The following is a 17459-nucleotide window of genomic DNA, read 5'->3' as shown; positions in this document are numbered from 1 at the left end:
TCGTCATTCCGTCCATTCGGTATTGTTTATGCCGTTGGGCTCGCTGTCTACGGCATTAGCTGGCCGCCGTTGACCTCGATGGTTTGTCCTATGATGTAACCTGCAAGCGTGTCAGAGGCGAGGAACAAGTATGCACCGACGCAATCGACAGCGACGCCAAGTCGCCCATGTGGCACCGTGGAAAGCATCGCGTCCAGTTGTTCTTGCGTCGAATACCGCTCATGAAACGGTGTGGTGATCACACACGGTGCCACGGCATTCACTCGAATGCCGTACTTGATCCACTCTTTCGCCATGCCGCGTGTCACATTCGATACAAAGGATTTAGAAGACCGGTAGAGCACCGCGCCGTTGCTGGCTCCGTTGCGTACGGTGATAGACGTCGTGTTGATCACGAAGCCACCTTCCTTCTTTAAGTGCGGAAGCGCAGCTTTGGATGCAACAAGGATCGACCGCGCATTCAGATCCGTGATCTCATTATAGTCTTTTTCGGTAAACTCTTCGTACGAGACTCGGCGCACCACCTCTCCTGCGTTATTAATCAAGCCACGCAACCCGCCCAATCGAACCGCAGCATCTTCGACGGCGACCCTAAGCTCTTCAGAATTGGAAGCGTCCGCACGGAAAAGTTCGGCGACCCCACCTGTTTTTCTGATTTCTGCTGCCAGAGTTTCCGCGGCCTGTTTAGATGAATTGTAATGCAAACCGACTTCCGCCCCTTGGGTGGCAAATGCGCGTGCCAAACCGGCCCCAATCCCGGTCGATGCGCCTGTGATCAAAACTCCTGCACCCGTGAACTCTGGTAGTTAGATTTCCGAATGTGACATCTGTGGGTCTTGTCAGTAGAACATTGCTTGAGCGGGGCGGGGCGGTTGCATAGCCTTCGGACATGTCCAAACCAGCCTCATTCAAATACTTTAAAACCAGCCCTGAGATCATCCGCCTGGCGGTGGTGCTGTATATTCGGTTTCCGCTCTCGCTTCGGAATGTCGAAGATCTGCTGCATGAACGAGGCATCGATGTGAGCCACGAAACTGTCCGCTATTGGTGGAACAGATTCGGCCCAATGTTTGCTTCTGAGATCCGAAGAAAACGCGTCCAGCAACTTCGTGCATTCTCGAAATGGAAGTGGCATGTGGATGAGGTTTTTGTGAAGGTGAATGGGAAGCGACATTACCTCTGGCGCGCCGTCGATCACGAAGGAGAGGTGCTCGAAGCAGTCGTCACCAAACGCCCAAACAAAGCCGCAGCATTGAAATTCCTCAAGAAACTGATGAAGCGGCACGGCAAAGCGGAAGAGATTGTGACGGACCGCTTCGCGTCCTACAAAGCAGCGCTCAGAGAATTGGGTGCGCTGGACAAACGAACGACGGGCAGGTGGCGGAACAACCGCGTTGAGAACTCACACCTGCCATTCCGACGAAGAGAGCGCGCTATGCAACGTTTCAGGCGTATGCGAAGTTTACAGAAATTCGCCGCCGTTCACTCCTCCGTCTACAACCATTTCAATCAGGAACGATCTCTCACGAGCAGAGATACCTTCACGGTAACACGCACCGTCGTTCTTGCCGAGTGGCGCGAACTTGGCGCGGGATAAAGGACAGTGTCACTGGCCTAACAGAGACGAGTTGGAAGTCGTCTGACAGCACCTTTTGATACCATTGAGCGCTTGCGCGCGGAAAAGGGCGACACTGCCAAGTCAAATAGGGCTGAGGGCGGCAAATGAACGCCGCCCTCGATCATTCACTTTCGTGGTCGCGTCAGAAGGGTTGCGAGGCCCAGAATAATGTCGCCGATAACCCAGATGACCAGAATGAAACCTGTCCCGAGCGTCCCGCCGATCTCCAATTCGTATTAAGCGTGTCACATCTACGATATGATCACCCACTGAAGAAGGGTCGGCCCGTATATCAAATCCTAAAAGCCGAGTTTGACCAGTAACCAGGCCATCGCTGAACTTTAGCGCAGATAAATGATCACCGCGCTCAAGTTGAAATGTCACAACCGGGTCAGTCAAAATTGGAGCCCGGTCAGAATCTGGATCAACCGTGTCCGAAGCCTTTACCCAATCATCCAAATCGCTTGGCACGGGAAAGATGGGCCCGTTTCCCCCGCATGCAGAAGCTGACAATGTGATCAGCAACAAAAGCAGTCTTGCAATCATTTCGCTGACGCAAAATGGCCAGCCGTAAGGAATGATGGAAACGGCACCAAACGCTCATTTTCTTCGTCATAAAGTTTCCAGCGGAAACAGGATAAACCCTGCAAAAAACCGATTTTGTGAGAGTTGAGCAATTTTTGTTCTTCTAACGCCGCATGAGCTGCACGCAATTTATACCCCGGAATCTTGGCGTTGAGGTGGTGTAGATCGTGGTAGCCAATATTCATCGTCACAAGGTCAAAAAAACCACCCCAGTCCAAAACGGCACTTCCTTGAAGAGCGGCCGTTCCGAAAGTCAGTTCCGGACGTCTGCCCCATAAAATTTCCTCAAAGTTGTGAACGACGTAGGGGATCAAAGCGCCAAAAGCGCAAGCTAGGTAAAATGCAGCGGCCCAGACCGCGATGCCGCCCCAGCCAGCAACCCACCAGTTGGTCAGCAAGTAGCCGGCTAACATAAGGTTGTGAAGGATCAGGTCACCGATGCCAGTCTTGAAGCCGTAGAGCGGCATGCGACGCAGTATACCGTACAGCAAAAACGGTCCGATCACGACCAACAATATTGGGCTGCGATAAAATCGGTACTGAAGCTTCTTCCATCTTGGCGCGACGTCCCACTCCTTTAGCGTCATAGTGAAAATCTCGAATGTATCGCGGCGTTCCAGATCACTTACATAGGTGTGGTGGAGACCATGGATGTAACGTGTGGCGCGATACGGCGTCATTGCGATGGGTGACAGCATTGTCCCAACAAAATCATTCAAATTTCGAGAACTAAAAAAGGAACGGTGTAAACAGTCGTGCTGGATCATGTAAACACGAAGACCCATTGCGGCTGCAATCAACACCGACGGAACCGTGAGCCACCATTTACCTATGGTTAGGATGCCTACTGTTATTGCGCCAAAATACAGCGCCACACTAATTGTTAGTTCCAGCCAAGCTCGAGCGTCGTCAGAGTGAGCAAACTGTCGAGACGCGGAATATGCTTTGCGATCAGAACTCATATGCTTGTTTCCAAAATACACTTGGATACGTATTCGAATTTTATTCGTACGCCCGTTGTCTGGTCAAGCTGGACCAAACCCCCTCTTTCCTTGCCATCAATAACTCAGTCGGGGTTTAGGTGTTCTTTTCCGCTCGGATGTATTGAACGATCCGCATAGAAATATCGGTGCAATGCCCAAAATAACGTTTCGGTAGGGGGAAACTTTTCGGTCTTCCGTCAAATCTGAGACTTAGAGGTCAGTAATTTGGCTCTGGTCTTGACAAGAGTGATCTCGAAATGAAACGTCGAATATGTTGGTAGATTGTGGGAAATCAGAAAATTCACTCCGCTTATTGGTGGGCTCCACATTTGTGTTAGCGCACTTCGGACAAGATGGGGGTGTTTCGCTCTTTCCTCCACCAACGCAAAAAACAATGGGAGTTTTTAAATGAAACGCAGCAGCAAGCTCAGTCTCGGCGCAGTCGTAACGACGGCTTTCATGGCGCCGGCGGCTTATGCCGAAGAATTCATCACCATCGGCACCGGCGGTGTTACCGGGGTGTATTACCCGACTGGCGGCGCAATCTGCCGTCTGGTTAACAAAGGGCGTAAGGAGCACGGCGTTAGGTGCTCGGTCGAATCGACCGGTGGATCGGTCTACAACATCAACACTATTCGCGAGGGTGAATTGGAGTTCGGTGTGGCGCAGTCCGACTGGCAGTACCACGCATTCAATGGCAGTTCGAAATTTGAAGAGGCCGGACCCTTCGAAAACCTTCGTGCTGTCTTTTCGGTTCACCCCGAACCCTTTACAGTCGTGGCGCGAGCGGATTCTGGCATCGCAAATTTTGAAGACCTAAAGGGCAAGCGCGTCAATATCGGTAACCCTGGTTCCGGTCAGCGCGGCACCATGGAGGTTCTTCTGGGAGAAATGGGCTGGACCACCGATGATTTCGAGCTGGCGACCGAACTGAAAGCCGCAGAGCAGTCTGCAGCCCTGTGTGACAACCAAATCGACGCGATGGTTTATACTGTTGGCCACCCGTCCGGTTCGATCCAAGAAGCCACGACTGCTTGTGACTCGGTTTTGGTCAACGTTACCGGCGGTGCGGTCGACAAGCTGGTCAACGACAATTCCTTCTATCGTACCGCAACTATTCCCGGCGGAATGTATCGCGGTTCAGATGGTGATACTGCAACGTTCGGTGTAGGCGCGACGTTCGTGACGTCCTCGGATGTATCGGAAGACGCGGTTTATGCTGTTGTCAGCTCGGTCTTCGAAAACTTCGATGATTTCAAAAAGCTGCATCCGGCATTTGCTAACCTCAAGCCCGAGGAAATGATTGCAGACGGCCTGTCGGCCCCGCTGCACGCGGGTGCTGAAAAGTACTACAAAGAAAAAGGCTGGATTCAGTAAACCAGACCTAATGCGGGGTGCCTTGTGGCACCCCGTACCAAACCCGAGTGAAACGGGTGCATCAGAAGGCCGGAAAAGGCCGCGACGGGGAGACATTGCATGAATTCCGACACAAAATCCAATCGCCCTTTATCCGAAGAAGAGTTGCAGGATCTTGTAGCCTCGTCTGACGCGGGTGGGCGCAATCCGGTAGGCAATGTCGGAATATTTCTAGCAATAGTGGCTGCGGTTTGGTCGATCTTTCAGGTTGTCTTGGCTTCGCCGTTGGCAAACTATGTGTTGCCCGGCAGCGTCGTAAACAATGCAAGGCAATTCCATCTGGCGTTTGCCATGTTTTTGGCATTCGCAGCCTATCCCGCGTTAAAATCCAGCCCGCGAGATTATATTCCGGTTCAAGATTGGATTATGGGGTTGTTGGGCACCTTTGTCGCCCTTTACGGGTACTTCTTTTACAGCAAAATCGTAGATGCCGGCGGTCTTGCGGACGATACAGATAAATGGGTGGCGCTGGTTGGATTGCTTCTTCTGTTTGAGGCGGCCCGTCGCGCGCTTGGTCCGGCGATGGCAGTCATCGCGACGATTTTTCTGGCCTATGTTTTCTTTGGCTCTTCTGAATGGGTGCCGGAAGTCATCCGGTGGAAAGGCGCCAGCCTGAAAAAGGCGATGAGCCATATGTGGATCACCTCTGAAGGCGTGTTTGGGATCGCCTTGGGTGTTTCAACGAAATTCGTTTTCCTATTCGTTTTGTTTGGTGCCTTACTAGATAAGGCAGGGGCAGGGAACTATTTCATCAAAATGGCATTTGGCGCTTTGGGCCATCTGCGTGGTGGTCCCGCGAAGGCGGCGGTTGTTGGCTCTGCTGCGACCGGCTTGATCTCAGGTTCTTCTATCGCCAACGTTGTAACGACCGGAACTTTCACCATCCCCTTGATGAAGCGTGTCGGCTTTTCAAGCGAACAGGCAGGATCGGTCGAAGTCGCCTCGTCAGTTAACGGGCAGATCATGCCTCCTGTGATGGGCGCAGCGGCTTTCCTAATGGTGGAGTACGTTGGGATTTCGTACGTCGAGGTGATTACGCACGCCTTTCTGCCTGCCGCAATTTCCTACATTGCACTGGTTTACATCGTACATTTGGAAGCAGTGAAGCGTAACATGCCGACACTGGGTGATCGAGATGTTCACCTGGCAAGGACAGTTGTCGGAATGCTGTCATTCTTCATGGTTTTTGCAGGGCTTTGCTACGGTTCTCAATTCCCAGTCGATGCTGTATCAAGTTGGGCCCCATCGGCGGCGGGTTTGATACTGAGTGTGATAGTTTGCGCTGTTTATGTGGCGTTGCTTTATTTGGCGGCACAAGTTCCGGATTTGGAGCCCGACGATCCAAATGCCAAAGAGGTGCAACTCCCCGTCATTGCTGACATTTACAAGGCTGGCTTGCACTATCTTTTGCCAATCATCGTTCTTGTCTACTTCCTGATGATCGAACAGAAATCGCCGGGCCTATCCGCGTTCTGGGCTACTGCGTTGCTGTTTGTGATCCTGCTGACGCAGAAACCGCTAAAGGCAATTTTCCGGGGGCAAAGTGACCTTTATAATTCCTTTATCGACGGTGTCGCTGACCTATGGCAGGGTCTTATAGATGGTGCGCGGAACATGATTGGTATCGCGCTCGCCACCGCCACTGCTGGCGTAATTGTTGGCACTGTGACGTTGACGGGTGTCGGACAGGTGATGGCTGATTTGGTCGAGTTTCTTTCCGGCGGCAACCTCATCTTGATGCTAGTAATGGTCGGTATCCTAAGCTTGATCCTTGGCATGGGTCTGCCGACCACTGCTAACTATATCGTTGTCAGCTCGCTTATGGCTGGCGTGGTCGTCGAATTGGGTGCTCAGAGTGGTCTGATCGTACCGCTTATCGCGGTTCATCTTTTCGTCTTCTATTTTGGTATAATGGCGGATGTTACGCCTCCTGTCGGTTTGGCAAGTTTTGCCGCAGCGGCTGTATCTGGTGGGGACGCGATAAAAACCGGCTTCACTGCTTTCTTCTACAGCCTGCGTACCGTGGCGTTGCCGTTTGTGTTTATTTTCAACACCGACTTACTGTTGATTGACGTGACTTGGGTAGAAGGGATCATCGTTGCCGTTTTCGCGACGATTGCCATCCTTGTGTTTACTGCGGGCACAATGGGATACTTCCTGACCCACAGTCGCATTTACGAAAGTGTTGCCTTGATTTTCGTGGCTTTCGCATTGTTCAGGCCCGATTACTTTATGGACAGAATCTCTCCACCTTTCACATCTGTTGAACCTTCGGCATTCGTCGAAGCGATTGGCGATACGCCGCCGGGAATCGAGGTGCGGATGGTTGTCAGTGGACCGGATTTCGATACGCTGGAAATGACGGACACTACTGTAGTTGTCCCCGTCGGTAGCGAAGAGGGTGGCGCCGCGCGTGTTGAAGCGATGGGTCTTTTACTTCTGGACGAGGACGGGCTTGTTAAGTTGGAAGAGCCAATGTTCGGATCACCAGTCGCCGATGATTTGGATATCTTCGACTACTACGGGGACGAAGCGGTGCGATTGACTTCGGTAAGCTTGCCTTCAAGCCAGCCGCCTAAACAATTGATCTACATTCCCGCTATGATCCTGTTGGGTCTGATCGCCTTTCTGCAACGCGGTCGAGCGGCAAGACAAGAGGTGCCTGCATGACGAAATCTGTTCTTTGTGCCGTAGACATTAGTAATGGTAATCAGGATGCGCATGTTCTGGAAAAGGCCGCGGCGCTTGCTGATTCCGAAAGTGCTGCCCTGGATGTAGTAACTGTACTGCCGGATTTTGGAGAAAGCTGGGTGTCGACCTTTTTTGAGCCCAATTTTCATGAAAAGGCTGTGGAGGATGCGCACAATCAATTGGTGGCTTTGTGCGCAAAGACAGTGGGCGAAGAACGAAACGCCAAAATACGCCATGTGGTTGCAACTGGAACCGCGTATCAGGAAATCCTAAAAACGGCCGATGGTGCTGGAAGCGATTTGATTGTGATTGGTGCACATAAACCGGATTTCAAGGATTACCTATTGGGGCCAAACGCGGCGCGGGTGGTACGACACTCGTCCGTTTCTGTTTACGTTGTGCGATAGCGGGATCCGCGCCAAATGCGTTTGCTCGGGGTCCAACCTTTTTGCAAAGTCTTTACCTTTGCTAGAGAGAAGATTTTGAACCGGCGCTTTTCTAGTAGCCTGTCATCTCCAAATACCCGCGGCCTGAGTGGGTGCCGGAGACACGTACGGGACCTTCCCAATATTCAAACCGCGTACCCATCCACGCGTTGGGTGTCTGCGCGCTGACTTCGATATCCAAGCCGCGGTCCGGTAGAATCAAACGCCAACTTGTTGGAACGTCTCGACCAGCCACCTGACTTATTTTCAATGGGTTAAATTGCATTACCCCGTTCGGCAGAGCCTCACTGTGACCATCGGACTCAATCCATGTGGCGGAAGTGAAGTCTTGTTGCACGCCGCGCAATTTGAAGGCCATTAACTTCTGTCCACTATCAAAGCTAAGTGAAAACCAGTCCCATCCGATCTGATCCGAAGACAGCGGTTGAGAAGACCACTCGCGATCCAACCAACCTTCACCTTTCACTGGCACGTCCCCTGAAGGCAGCTTTAAGACACCTTGAACGTCAAACGAAGGTTGGGAATAATAGTAGCTGGCCTGCCCGTCGGTGGACTTTACCGAATAGCCCTGATCGCCGTGGAAAATCAGGGGGCTCGTGGCACTCATTGACAGATTATAGCTGAATTCGGTGCCGCTTGCAGCCAAGCTTAACGTGTCGAAATCGTCGCCCCGCATGTACCATTCGTCTATCCACGCTTCAAAGGGATGAGATTCGACGCCAGCTTGCCCGATGCCGCCGCGTGAAAGCCGCTCCGCGAAGAAGTGAGCGTCGGGGGTGGTGATTGCAGCATGGCCCATCCAGAGTTGCGGGTTTTGCCAGCCATTGCTCTCAAATGGCCGCAAAGCGGATCGGAATAGGGTCCATTGAATGCCGTATTCCTTTCCATCCGCACCTATGAGATTGGCGGTCAGGTACCACCACTCGATACGATATTCCGGATGTGGGCCGTGATCCCGCGGGAATTCAAATTCGTACCCGCGCTGGGGCACATTGAACCCTTCAGCGGAACCTCCAAGTCCAGCATACCCCTGCGCCATGGTGCTGAATGGAAACAACAAAAACAGCAGAAAGGCTTTAACGTTCATTGGCAAAAACCTGTAGCAACTCGGCAGGGCGCATTCGGATCAGGCGGAGGGACGGGAGAGCGGCCGCTAATGCAGCGGCTAGAATTGTAAGCGTGAATAATCGCAGCCAGTCGGTAGGAAACAAATACATAGGCAAGCGCCAGCCAAAAGCCTCGACATTAATGACCGCCAAAAGAATCCAAGCCAGCGCCAACCCCAAAGGTAATGCCATGCATGCAGTTAGGGTTGCCAATAAAACGCTTCGTAAAAGCTCAAGCCGGGATAGTTCTGTACGGGTAAGCCCCAAGGCCCAGACCGGCGCAACTTGTGGAAGGCGCTGCGTCCATAGGGTCAGTAAGCTTGTCAGGATAGCGAACCCGGCGACCCCCAAAGTAAGTACGTTCAAGGCCGAAGTTATCAGAAACGTTTTTTCAAAGATCGCCAGCGATTGGTTTTTCATTTCCGCTTGTTGAACTACCGCATTGGGTGGCAGGTTAAATTGTTGCCGCAATGCAAGTGCTAATTCGGCTGCTCCTTCTGGTTTTGTTCGGATGCCGAAACGGTTTGCTCTTGTATTAGGAGCGATTTCTTCAAAGAGCGACATCGACACAATTGCCTGGCCAGTAGGGTTGCCATAATCGGAATAGACGCCAGCTATGGGCAAGATATGGTTAGGGGTCAGCCGCAACTTTTCGCCCGGCCAAAGATCGCTGCGACGTGCCAACTGTTCGTTGATAAGCACAGCTGAGTTCTGGATCACTTGGCTCCACGCGTCCGAAGTTTGTGCAATCAGGGGCCAATGCTGACGATATGCTGGGTCATCGACGACTCCGTACAAGAAAAGTGGACCTGTCTCGTGAGGCAATTCGATGCTGCGAATAGGTAGAATGGCGTCTACCTGGGGCGCAAGCCACTCATTGATCCGTTTCGCTTGTTCCTCGTCGTTGGTCGTTAAGTATAACTCGGAAACCAGTCGCTGATCCAGCCAGCCGACAAAGGTCAGACGAAAGCTCGAAACCATAGTGCCGACCCCAATATTGGCCGCCAGCGCCAACATCAGTGCCATCAAAGCAAGCGATAATCCGGGAAGCTGACTTCGCATATCGGCCCAAACCCATTGAGCGACAGGTCCTCGTGTTCTTGCTGAAACCAATGCCACCGTCGAGGACAAGGCCAGTGGCAGCAGTAACGCTGCGCCAGTAAGAAGGCCGGCCAGCATGGTAAACCCTGCGATTAATCCTCCGACAGTCGCAAACAGGATTGTACCGCCAGCCATAAGCGCCCCGCCAACCAACGCTGTTATCCGCCACGAAATTGTGCTGCCAAGCCAGGATTGAAGTCCGGGTCCTTCCAGGAGTGGCATTTTGTACAGCCTCCAAAGGGACTGACCACTGGCTATCAATGTGCCGCCAACTGCCATCGCCAAACCGCTCAGAGCCCACGCGGTTCGCAGGGTTAGCTGCCCTTCGACCGGGGCCCCATAAAGCCCGCGGAGCGTTGCGGCAACGTCAGGCAAAAGAGCCCCGGCGATAAAAAAACCTAGAACCAATCCAATGCTGCCGCCGACAACAGATATTAGCACCAACTCGCCCAGCACGATCTGTACAAGACGCTGCATTGGTACGCCCAGTGCTCTAAGCGTTCTGATCATCCCTCGTCGCTGGGCAAAGGCGAGGCCAACCGTGCTGTGGACAATGAAAAGCCCGACGGCAAATGAAAGCAGGCCAAAAGCTGAAAGGTTAAGGTGAAAGCTATCGGTAAGCTGCGCTGTGTCCATCTGTGCAGAGGGGACAACGCGCACCAGATCCGGGGCAAGCTCTGACAGAGGAATAACCCCCAAAGGTTGTTCTGGCAGAACTAAAAGTCGAGAAACTTGCCCGCTGCGATTTAGCAGGCGTTCGGCTACGCCGATATCCGTCAAAACATAACCTGGTGGCAACGCATCGCTTACAATCACAGGTGGAAAGCCGTCCTGGTCCTCAAATACGTCCTGTAATTCGGGTGCAATCAGCAGGCGACCGGGTGCGGTCAAAAGGTCCACCGGTTCTGGCGGCGAGGAAACGTTTTCGACCTGAGTTATGGCGGGCAGGGGCGGGGCGGACACCATGTCAACGCCCATCACCTGAACGTAACGTCCGCCGACGCGCATGGAACCGTCCAGAACTGCAGAGACCTGCCAGCCAGCTCGCCGAAGGTCAACATATTGCGAAAGTTGCATGTTGCCGGAGGGGTTGCGAATTTCGTCAAACTGACCAAGGGCAAGCTGGTCGCTGGCCCTTGCATAGCTGGCCTTGGCCTCGGCGTTGATAGCCTGTACCGCGGACCAAAGCGCTGTTGCCAGTGAAATACCAATCAACAAGGTGATTGTTTGCAGCAGATGCCTCCGCCAATGAGACACCAAGACCTGTATGACCTGACCGTTCATGTGATCCGACCGCCGACGAGATGCGCTCGGCGATCCAAGCGTGCCGCAATCTCAAGTGAGTGCGTCACTAGCAACAAAGCTGTGCCCGTGTCTGCCACTAGGGCAAGCATCAAGTCCAGAACAACTCCTGACGCGGTTTCGTCGAGGTTTCCTGTGGGTTCGTCCGCCAACAGCAATGCAGGCTTGGATGCCATAGCTCGTCCGATAGCAACCCGCTGTTGCTGCCCGCCAGACAAATTTTCGGGGTATCGGGTGAGAAAGTCAGACAAACCCAACCTGCGGACCAAATGATCTATCCAGCCAGGGTCATGCCGATCGGCCAACCGTGCATGAATTGCAAGGTTTTGGGCAACCGTAATGGAGGGTATTAAATTGAATTGTTGAAAAACCAGTGACAAGCTCTCACGTCGTAGCGCGGCCCTGCCGGCATCATTTAGATTTGAAAGCTGAATTCCGTTCAACGTGATTTCCCCGGCATCGAATTCGTCAAGCGCTGCCGCCAGATGTAGAAGGGTGCTTTTGCCGCTTCCGCTTTCACCAGTCAGAGCCAGCGTTTGCCCATGTTCTAGCGTGAGCGACACATCGTTCAAAACAGGGCGCCCGCCGGGGTAGGTCTTCCTCACATGATCTAGCTTTAGCAGCATTTTATGTCTCTTGTTGCACAAACCAGAATGTGCAACCCGAACGACCGCTGTCCAGTGCTGAACAAGGATGGGCGCCATTCGCCGCAGTTTCAATCCGTGTATAGGGTTGTCCAATGTTTAATCTGCGCCCATCCTGTGGCAAAAACCCACAATCAAAACAGGGAACGGATTTTATGACGCTATCGCAGCAGATATTTTGGGGCAGCCTGTATTTGGGGGTTTGTTTCCTGATTGAAATTATGTTGCTGACTTGGTGTGCGTTAGTCATTCGTAAGCTTGTGGCCAAATGGGGGCACAAGAACCCTATCTATGTTACAGCTGGTCCGATCAGCGTCGCATTAGCGTTTATCATTCTAACCCATACATTGCAGGTCTGGATTTGGGCCGTCGTCTGGGTTTTGCGGGATGTGTTGCCGGATTGGAATTCGGCACTCTACTTTTCTTTGGTAACGTTCACTACACTGGGCTACGGCGACATTGTGCTGGGCGAGGGGTTGCGGATTTTCGGGGCTTTTGCGTCAGTTACCGGCCTTCTTGCATTTGGCCTTTCTACTGCGTTTTTGGTGGCCCTGATGACGCGCGTATTCAAGGATTGGTTTCCGAGTTAAAGAATCGGGGCAAACAATCTTGCGAGCGGGGCACCGTACCGAATATGGGCCGGTTGCTGGGCCAAAAAGCGGGTGAGCTCGTAGCTTGAAGCAAAGTCTTTTTCAAGCATCGCGGCTACAGCATCGGCGGCTCGGGTATCGAAAAACAGGGCCATCGCCTCGAAGTTCAATCGAAATGACCGGTTGTCTAGATTGGTTGTTCCGACAGCAGCCAAAGTGTCATCGACTACAAATGCTTTCTGGTGCAGGAAGCCGTCCGTATAGCGAAGAACCTTTACCCCGCACTCGCGAATTTCGTCGAAGTAGGCAAACGCGGCCAGCCAAGGTAGCTTGTGATCAATCACGTCAGGAACCAGAATACGTACATCCACCCCCCGCAGAGCAGCGTGCTGCAACGCAGTCATTATGTCGATATCCGGAACAAAATAGGGTGAGGCTATCCACACCCGTTCATTTGCGCCAGCGATTGCAGAAAAGAACATCATAGCTCCGGTTTCGGAATCGTCGCCTGGCCCGGTCGCCACTAAAAGCGCGTTCATGTCTTGCTCAGACTCGCTGCCGGCCCAATCCAGTTCATCAATTAAGTCTTCGTCGCGGGCCCAATGCCAGTCTTCGACGAAAATCAGCTGCAACTGCCTGACAATGTGGCCCGTCATTTTAATGTGAGTGTCGCGCCAATGTCCGAATTGGGGATTTTGCCCCAAGTATTCGACACCGACATTGTGACCACCGATAAATCCGGTTTCCCCATCGATAACCACCGTTTTGCGATGGTTTCGATAGTTTAACTGAAATCGAAAATTCGGGCCGCGCTGCTCTTTAGGGTCTGCGACATCAATACCCGCTTCTTGCATCGCTTCTAAATATGTGGAGGGCAGACCGTAGCTGCCGACCGCATCTGTCATGAACCGGACATGAACGCCGCGTTTCGCAGCAGCAATCAGTTTTTCCTGTAACTCCTGACCCAGCGAGTCATCGCGCACGATGTAAAATTGAATTAGAATATAAGACTTGGCACTTTCGATGGCCTCAAATATCGATGCGAAAGTAGCCTCGCCATCTATCAGCAGCTCCGCACCGTTGCCCCGCGAAACTGGTAGGTGCGCCAACGCTTCGAAAGGGCGCGGATTTATGCCCATCTTGTCTGGGTCAGGCCGCGAGAAGTCTGCGAAGGTCTTGATCCCTTCCACAACGCGCTCGCTTTCCTGTCGGGCGATGCGATAGCCGCGAAATCGGTGATGACCAAGAAAAAGATATAATGGCACCCCAAGTACGGGCGCAGTAATTAGAAACACCACCCAACCCACAGCGCCTTGCGGCGTACGGGCAGTTTGTGCAGCGCGCACCGCAAAAAAAACCGCAGTGCTATACAAGCCAAAGAGGAATAGCGAAACAAGCAAAGCCCACATCAGGTTCTCACAATTCGGGTCGTTCAGTTCGCCCCAGTGTAGATGCGCGACCAATCATTCGCCATATCTACTAGCACCCATCCCATTTCGGGGCCTTTTTCGAGACCTTCCACCAACTTTCCGACCGGGCTTTCACGGTCGTAAGCCCACTCACGTTTTGCGTCCGTATGGTGGACCAGGATTCCCAAACGCCTGCCGTCTCCTGCCGTAGTCCACTCTATCATCGCAAAATCACCGTCCGAATTTCCTGCGGCAATAATTGGCCTTCGACCGATCGTCCGTTCTATGTTTATTGGCTTGCCTTCTTTGTCGTCGACAAAAGCGATGCCAGGTGCCTTGGCAATAACAGGTTGACCATTTGTCGTGTCAAACGTGGTCTCGCCATAGGTCCCAAGAACTTGTTCGGGGGGGATGCCATATGCGTCTTCAGCAAAAACCCTCATGAAATGCAGTCCGCCACCGGAAACGATAAAAGTCTTGAAACCTTCGTCCCTGAGATAGCTCAGAAGTTCGACCATCGGTTGGTAGGTCATTTGGTTGTAAGGCAATCCAGTTGAAGTGTGTCGAGCTATATCAAGCCATTCTGCTACGTCGGCCTGAAATTCATCAACCGTAACTCCTGAATGCGATACGTTGACAACCTCGATCAGCGCATCGTGTCCGCCCTGCAAAACGGTATCCAAGTCCCCTTTGGCTGCCGCCTGTAAAGCAGGGGTGGAGAGGATTGCGGGATCATCTTTGGCGAGATTAGCCAGCCTGTCCATCGCAAATATGAACTGAAAATAAACCGGTTGCTCAGCCCACAATGTGCCATCGTTATCGAATACAGCTATGCGCTGGGCTGGCGTTACATAGTCTGGGTCGGATGGGTCCGTCACTGCTGCGACAAACTCGATAATCTGTTTCTTTGCTTCATTGTTGTTCCAGCTGGGCAATGGATCGCCAAAGGACATCAGGGGAACACAGAAAAGCAGGGCGCTCAGAAAATAGTGTCGCATGAAATTCTCGTGTGTTTACAAGATGAAAAGGGCCGCCGTTGAATTGGCGGCCCACTTAGGGTTTTTTTGCCTATCTTAGTTGTTTGTTGGTGAGGCCAGTTTTTCCATTACCTGGTCGAGGTTAAAGCTTGCAGCTTTCTGACGAGGTGGGAATTCCTGGAACGTGGCTAAGAAGTTGCCAACATATTGTTGCGCAGGAACCAGAAAATAAGCCCTATCCAACAGCCAGTCATAATAGGTGTTGGAGGTTCGATAGGCGCGCTCGTATGGGTCGCGGCGCAAGTTGACAATCAGCGGAATCCGAAGCTCGGTCCATGGCTCGATCCAAGCGCGCAAGGTCGCCCAAGCTTTCTGTTCCAGGAAGATCAGCTTCCAATCTTCGAACCGCAAGGCGGTCAGGTCGCCGTCATCAGAGAAATAGAATATCTCTTTACGCGGACTTTCGGCGGACTCGCCGGTAAGTAGCGGCAGGATGTTGTATCCGTCCAAGTGCACTTTGTAGTCGCGCCCCATACCAGGAGAGCTGTATCCATCCATCAGCTTTTGTTTGATGTCTGGGTCTCCTGCAACCGCAAGGTATGTCGGCAGCCAGTCCATGTGATGAACGATCTCGTTTGTCACCGATCCTGCCTCGATCTGACCGGGCCAGCGAACCATCGAAGGTACACGCCAGCCACCTTCCCAATTGGTGTTCTTTTCCCCCCAGAATGGTGTCGCAGCAGCGTCCGGCCAAGTATTCATATGTGGGCCGTTATCCGTCGAGTAATGAACGATCGTGTTATCAGCTATGCCCAGCTCATCCAGCAAGTCCAGCAACTGTCCAACATGCATGTCGTGTTCGATCATCCCAGCCGTGTATTCATCTGCAACGCCACCAATGATTTCATTGGCCTGAGCCCGCATTTCGTCTTTGACATGGGTGCGGAAGTGCATGCGCGTACCGTTCCACCAAACGTAAAATGGCTGTCCCTGTTCATGCGCGCGTTTGATGAAATCGATGGCTGCAGCGACCGTTTCGTCATCAACGGTTTCCATGCGCTTCTTGGTCAATGGGCCAGTGTCTTCTATGGTTCCATCGGACTTTGATTTGATTACCCCACGGGGACCATAGGCTTCGCGGAAAGTGCGTCCGTCAGCCAGGACCATGTCGCCCGGATAATCTTCGTTTTCAGGCTCTTCTTCGGCGTTCAAGTGATAGAGGTTGCCAAAAAACTCATCAAATCCATGGTTTGTCGGTAAATGCTCATCTTTATCGCCCAAATGGTTTTTGCCAAATTGACCGGTCACATAACCGTGGTCTTTGAGTAACCCGGCAATTGTGGGATCTTCGGTTTGCATACCAAGATCAGCTCCCGGCAAGCCAACCTTGGAAAGTCCTGTCCTGAAAACAGACTGGCCCATTATGTACGATGATCTGCCCGCAGTGCAGGATTGCTCGCCATAATAGTCGGTAAAGATCATGCCCTCGTCGGCAACCCTGTCGATGTTCGGGGTCTGGTATCCCATCAGACCCATTGTATAGGCAGATATGTTCGACTGGCCGATGTCATCGCCCCAAATCACAAGGATATTTGGCTTTTGATCCTGCGCCCAGGCGGGCACCGCCAGCGCAAAAGCCACAGAGGCGACGGCGAAACGGCGCAAACCGCGACGCCAACTATCTGCTATGGAAAAAGGTGGTGACATGATGAGCTCCCTGAATTGTTTGGGTCTTAATGACCCGTTTATTGTAAAGTCATCGATGGCGGCTAGTTTTCTATAGCAATCCGCCAACAAGTTCCTGAATCCCGGCGATAAAAAACCTGAATAGGACGGGAATCGTACCAAAGTAGTCTAGGCTATGATAATACCCTGAAACCTATCATATGATGAGATTGATGAATACTAATGTTTGATATTCAGGATGATAGAAAGCAATTGTTGGCCACTGGTTGGTTCGGCTCGCGGGCAGCTAGGTTTCAAAAGGATTTGCTCGAATGCGCCACCAAAAAGACTTTCGGAGCGTTTGAAACCCTTTATCACAGCGGCGATCCTGCCAACGGTGTTTACACTGTTTTGGACGGCGCGGTACAGATCACCGCCCCGGCCGACGATGGTCAAGAATTTGTTCTTCATCGTCAGGGAGGTGGTTTTTGGATCGGCGATTTAGCTTTGTTTGCTGATGCCCAGAGACTTGTTAGCGTGGTCGCCACGCAAGAAACGCGAACGTTGTTTTTTCCGAGCACCCGAGTGGACAGATTGGTAAAGGAAAACCCTGAATACATTCGGGATTTTTACGCTTTATCCCATGAGAATATGCAAACAGCCCTTCGTATTATGGCTAACCTTGCGGTCACTGGTACGGAAAAGCGTTTGGTGCTGCGACTACTTCATCTGGATGAAGGAACGTCGAAGTCTAATGGATGGATAACGGTGTCGCAGGATGAACTGGCAGAAATGGTTGCCGTGTCGCAGCCAACACTTCATCGCAATCTTCACCGCTTGGCAGATCTCGGTTTAATCGAACTTGGCTACGGCCGCGTTCGACTGAGAAACCGCCGAAAACTCATCGCAAGCTGTCAAAGTTGACC

At 52.3% G+C, this 17459-nt stretch carries 15 protein-coding genes; 6 read left to right on the top strand and 9 right to left on the bottom strand.

Annotated features, from left to right (window positions below; translation table 11 throughout):
- Positions 1 to 47: 47 nt before the first annotated feature.
- On the bottom strand, positions 48 to 779 hold the full coding sequence (locus tag GOV45_RS21490; protein ID WP_217362469.1) for an SDR family NAD(P)-dependent oxidoreductase: 732 nt from the start codon (positions 777 to 779) through the stop codon (positions 48 to 50).
- A 110-nt stretch (positions 780 to 889) separates the two neighbouring features.
- Here GOV45_RS21490 and GOV45_RS21485 point away from each other — a divergent pair, with 110 nt between their 5' ends.
- Positions 890 to 1597 (top strand): IS6 family transposase, encoded by a 708-nt coding sequence (locus GOV45_RS21485; protein WP_170482008.1) that lies wholly within the window; start codon positions 890 to 892, stop codon positions 1595 to 1597.
- Positions 1598 to 1699: 102 nt separating this feature from the next.
- Here GOV45_RS21485 and GOV45_RS21480 read toward each other — a convergent pair whose 3' ends face one another.
- Complete coding sequence (locus GOV45_RS21480; RefSeq protein WP_170482006.1) at positions 1700 to 2164, bottom strand: hypothetical protein; 465 nt, start codon at positions 2162 to 2164, stop codon at positions 1700 to 1702.
- The gene (locus tag GOV45_RS21475; RefSeq protein WP_170482004.1) at positions 2161 to 3165 is read right to left on the bottom strand and encodes a fatty acid desaturase; all 1005 of its coding nucleotides are present in this window, start codon (positions 3163 to 3165) and stop codon (positions 2161 to 2163) included. The genes GOV45_RS21480 and GOV45_RS21475 overlap by 4 nt, the downstream gene beginning before the upstream one ends.
- Before the next feature lie 429 nt (positions 3166 to 3594).
- Here GOV45_RS21475 and GOV45_RS21470 point away from each other — a divergent pair, with 429 nt between their 5' ends.
- From GOV45_RS21470 to GOV45_RS21460, 3 genes are all read left to right on the top strand, one after another.
- Positions 3595 to 4563: a TAXI family TRAP transporter solute-binding subunit gene (locus GOV45_RS21470; RefSeq protein WP_170482002.1), complete on the top strand. Its 969-nt coding sequence runs from the start codon at positions 3595 to 3597 to the stop codon at positions 4561 to 4563.
- 99 nt (positions 4564 to 4662) lie between these two features.
- On the top strand, positions 4663 to 7272 hold the full coding sequence (locus GOV45_RS21465; RefSeq protein ID WP_170482001.1) for a TRAP transporter permease: 2610 nt from the start codon (positions 4663 to 4665) through the stop codon (positions 7270 to 7272).
- Entirely contained in the window at positions 7269 to 7700 is a 432-nt protein-coding gene (locus GOV45_RS21460) for a universal stress protein (protein WP_170481999.1), read from the top strand. The genes GOV45_RS21465 and GOV45_RS21460 overlap by 4 nt, the downstream gene beginning before the upstream one ends.
- Positions 7701 to 7791: 91 nt before the next feature.
- Here the strand turns inward: GOV45_RS21460 and GOV45_RS21455 are convergent, their stop codons facing one another.
- The 3 genes from GOV45_RS21455 to GOV45_RS21445 are packed head-to-tail and all read right to left on the bottom strand — an operon-like array spanning position 7792 to position 11874.
- Positions 7792 to 8826: a lipocalin-like domain-containing protein gene (locus GOV45_RS21455; protein ID WP_170481998.1), complete on the bottom strand. Its 1035-nt coding sequence runs from the start codon at positions 8824 to 8826 to the stop codon at positions 7792 to 7794.
- On the bottom strand, positions 8816 to 11230 hold the full coding sequence (locus GOV45_RS21450; protein ID WP_170481996.1) for an ABC transporter permease: 2415 nt from the start codon (positions 11228 to 11230) through the stop codon (positions 8816 to 8818). The genes GOV45_RS21455 and GOV45_RS21450 overlap by 11 nt, the downstream gene beginning before the upstream one ends.
- Positions 11227 to 11874 (bottom strand): ABC transporter ATP-binding protein, encoded by a 648-nt coding sequence (locus tag GOV45_RS21445; RefSeq protein ID WP_170481994.1) that lies wholly within the window; start codon positions 11872 to 11874, stop codon positions 11227 to 11229. The genes GOV45_RS21450 and GOV45_RS21445 overlap by 4 nt, the downstream gene beginning before the upstream one ends.
- A gap of 173 nt (positions 11875 to 12047) precedes the next feature.
- Between GOV45_RS21445 and GOV45_RS21440 the strand changes: the two genes are divergently transcribed.
- Entirely contained in the window at positions 12048 to 12482 is a 435-nt protein-coding gene (locus tag GOV45_RS21440) for an ion channel (RefSeq protein WP_170481992.1), read from the top strand.
- Here GOV45_RS21440 and cls read toward each other — a convergent pair.
- The 3 genes from cls to GOV45_RS21425 form a co-directional block, all read right to left on the bottom strand.
- Positions 12479 to 13891, bottom strand: coding sequence for a cardiolipin synthase (cls, locus tag GOV45_RS21435; protein WP_170481991.1), 1413 nt, complete (start codon positions 13889 to 13891; stop codon positions 12479 to 12481). The two genes, GOV45_RS21440 and cls, sit on opposite strands and share 4 nt — an antisense overlap.
- A 23-nt stretch (positions 13892 to 13914) precedes the next feature.
- Positions 13915 to 14889, bottom strand: coding sequence for an HAD family hydrolase (locus tag GOV45_RS21430; RefSeq protein WP_170481989.1), 975 nt, complete (start codon positions 14887 to 14889; stop codon positions 13915 to 13917).
- 75 nt (positions 14890 to 14964) lie between these two features.
- On the bottom strand, positions 14965 to 16575 hold the full coding sequence (locus GOV45_RS21425; RefSeq protein ID WP_170481987.1) for an arylsulfatase: 1611 nt from the start codon (positions 16573 to 16575) through the stop codon (positions 14965 to 14967).
- 201 nt (positions 16576 to 16776) lie between these two features.
- Here GOV45_RS21425 and GOV45_RS21420 point away from each other — a divergent pair, with 201 nt between their 5' ends.
- Positions 16777 to 17457, top strand: a complete 681-nt coding sequence (locus tag GOV45_RS21420; protein WP_170481985.1) for a Crp/Fnr family transcriptional regulator — start codon at positions 16777 to 16779, stop codon at positions 17455 to 17457.
- Positions 17458 to 17459: the final 2 nt, after the last annotated feature.

Origin of the sequence: Ruegeria arenilitoris (assembly GCF_013035425.1) — a bacterium.
GTDB classification, from domain to species: Bacteria; Pseudomonadota; Alphaproteobacteria; order Rhodobacterales; family Rhodobacteraceae; genus Ruegeria; species Ruegeria arenilitoris_A.
This window is presented reverse-complemented; position numbering and strand designations above follow the sequence as displayed.

Excerpts from the sequence above, each read along its gene's own strand:
- GOV45_RS21485 (WP_170482008.1), top strand. The coding sequence starts at position 890 with ATGTCCAAACCAGCCTCATTCAAATACTTTAAAACCAGCCCTGAGATC.
- GOV45_RS21480 (WP_170482006.1), bottom strand. The coding sequence starts at position 2,164 with ATGATTGCAAGACTGCTTTTGTTGCTGATCACATTGTCAGCTTCTGCA.
- GOV45_RS21475 (WP_170482004.1), bottom strand. The coding sequence starts at position 3,165 with ATGAGTTCTGATCGCAAAGCATATTCCGCGTCTCGACAGTTTGCTCAC.
- GOV45_RS21470 (WP_170482002.1), top strand. The coding sequence starts at position 3,595 with ATGAAACGCAGCAGCAAGCTCAGTCTCGGCGCAGTCGTAACGACGGCT.
- GOV45_RS21465 (WP_170482001.1), top strand. The coding sequence starts at position 4,663 with ATGAATTCCGACACAAAATCCAATCGCCCTTTATCCGAAGAAGAGTTG.
- GOV45_RS21460 (WP_170481999.1), top strand. The coding sequence starts at position 7,269 with ATGACGAAATCTGTTCTTTGTGCCGTAGACATTAGTAATGGTAATCAG.
- GOV45_RS21455 (WP_170481998.1), bottom strand. The coding sequence starts at position 8,826 with ATGAACGTTAAAGCCTTTCTGCTGTTTTTGTTGTTTCCATTCAGCACC.
- GOV45_RS21450 (WP_170481996.1), bottom strand. The coding sequence starts at position 11,230 with ATGAACGGTCAGGTCATACAGGTCTTGGTGTCTCATTGGCGGAGGCAT.
- GOV45_RS21445 (WP_170481994.1), bottom strand. The coding sequence starts at position 11,874 with ATGCTGCTAAAGCTAGATCATGTGAGGAAGACCTACCCCGGCGGGCGC.
- GOV45_RS21440 (WP_170481992.1), top strand. The coding sequence starts at position 12,048 with ATGACGCTATCGCAGCAGATATTTTGGGGCAGCCTGTATTTGGGGGTT.
- cls (WP_170481991.1), bottom strand. The coding sequence starts at position 13,891 with ATGTGGGCTTTGCTTGTTTCGCTATTCCTCTTTGGCTTGTATAGCACT.
- GOV45_RS21430 (WP_170481989.1), bottom strand. The coding sequence starts at position 14,889 with ATGCGACACTATTTTCTGAGCGCCCTGCTTTTCTGTGTTCCCCTGATG.
- GOV45_RS21425 (WP_170481987.1), bottom strand. The coding sequence starts at position 16,575 with ATGTCACCACCTTTTTCCATAGCAGATAGTTGGCGTCGCGGTTTGCGC.
- GOV45_RS21420 (WP_170481985.1), top strand. The coding sequence starts at position 16,777 with ATGTTTGATATTCAGGATGATAGAAAGCAATTGTTGGCCACTGGTTGG.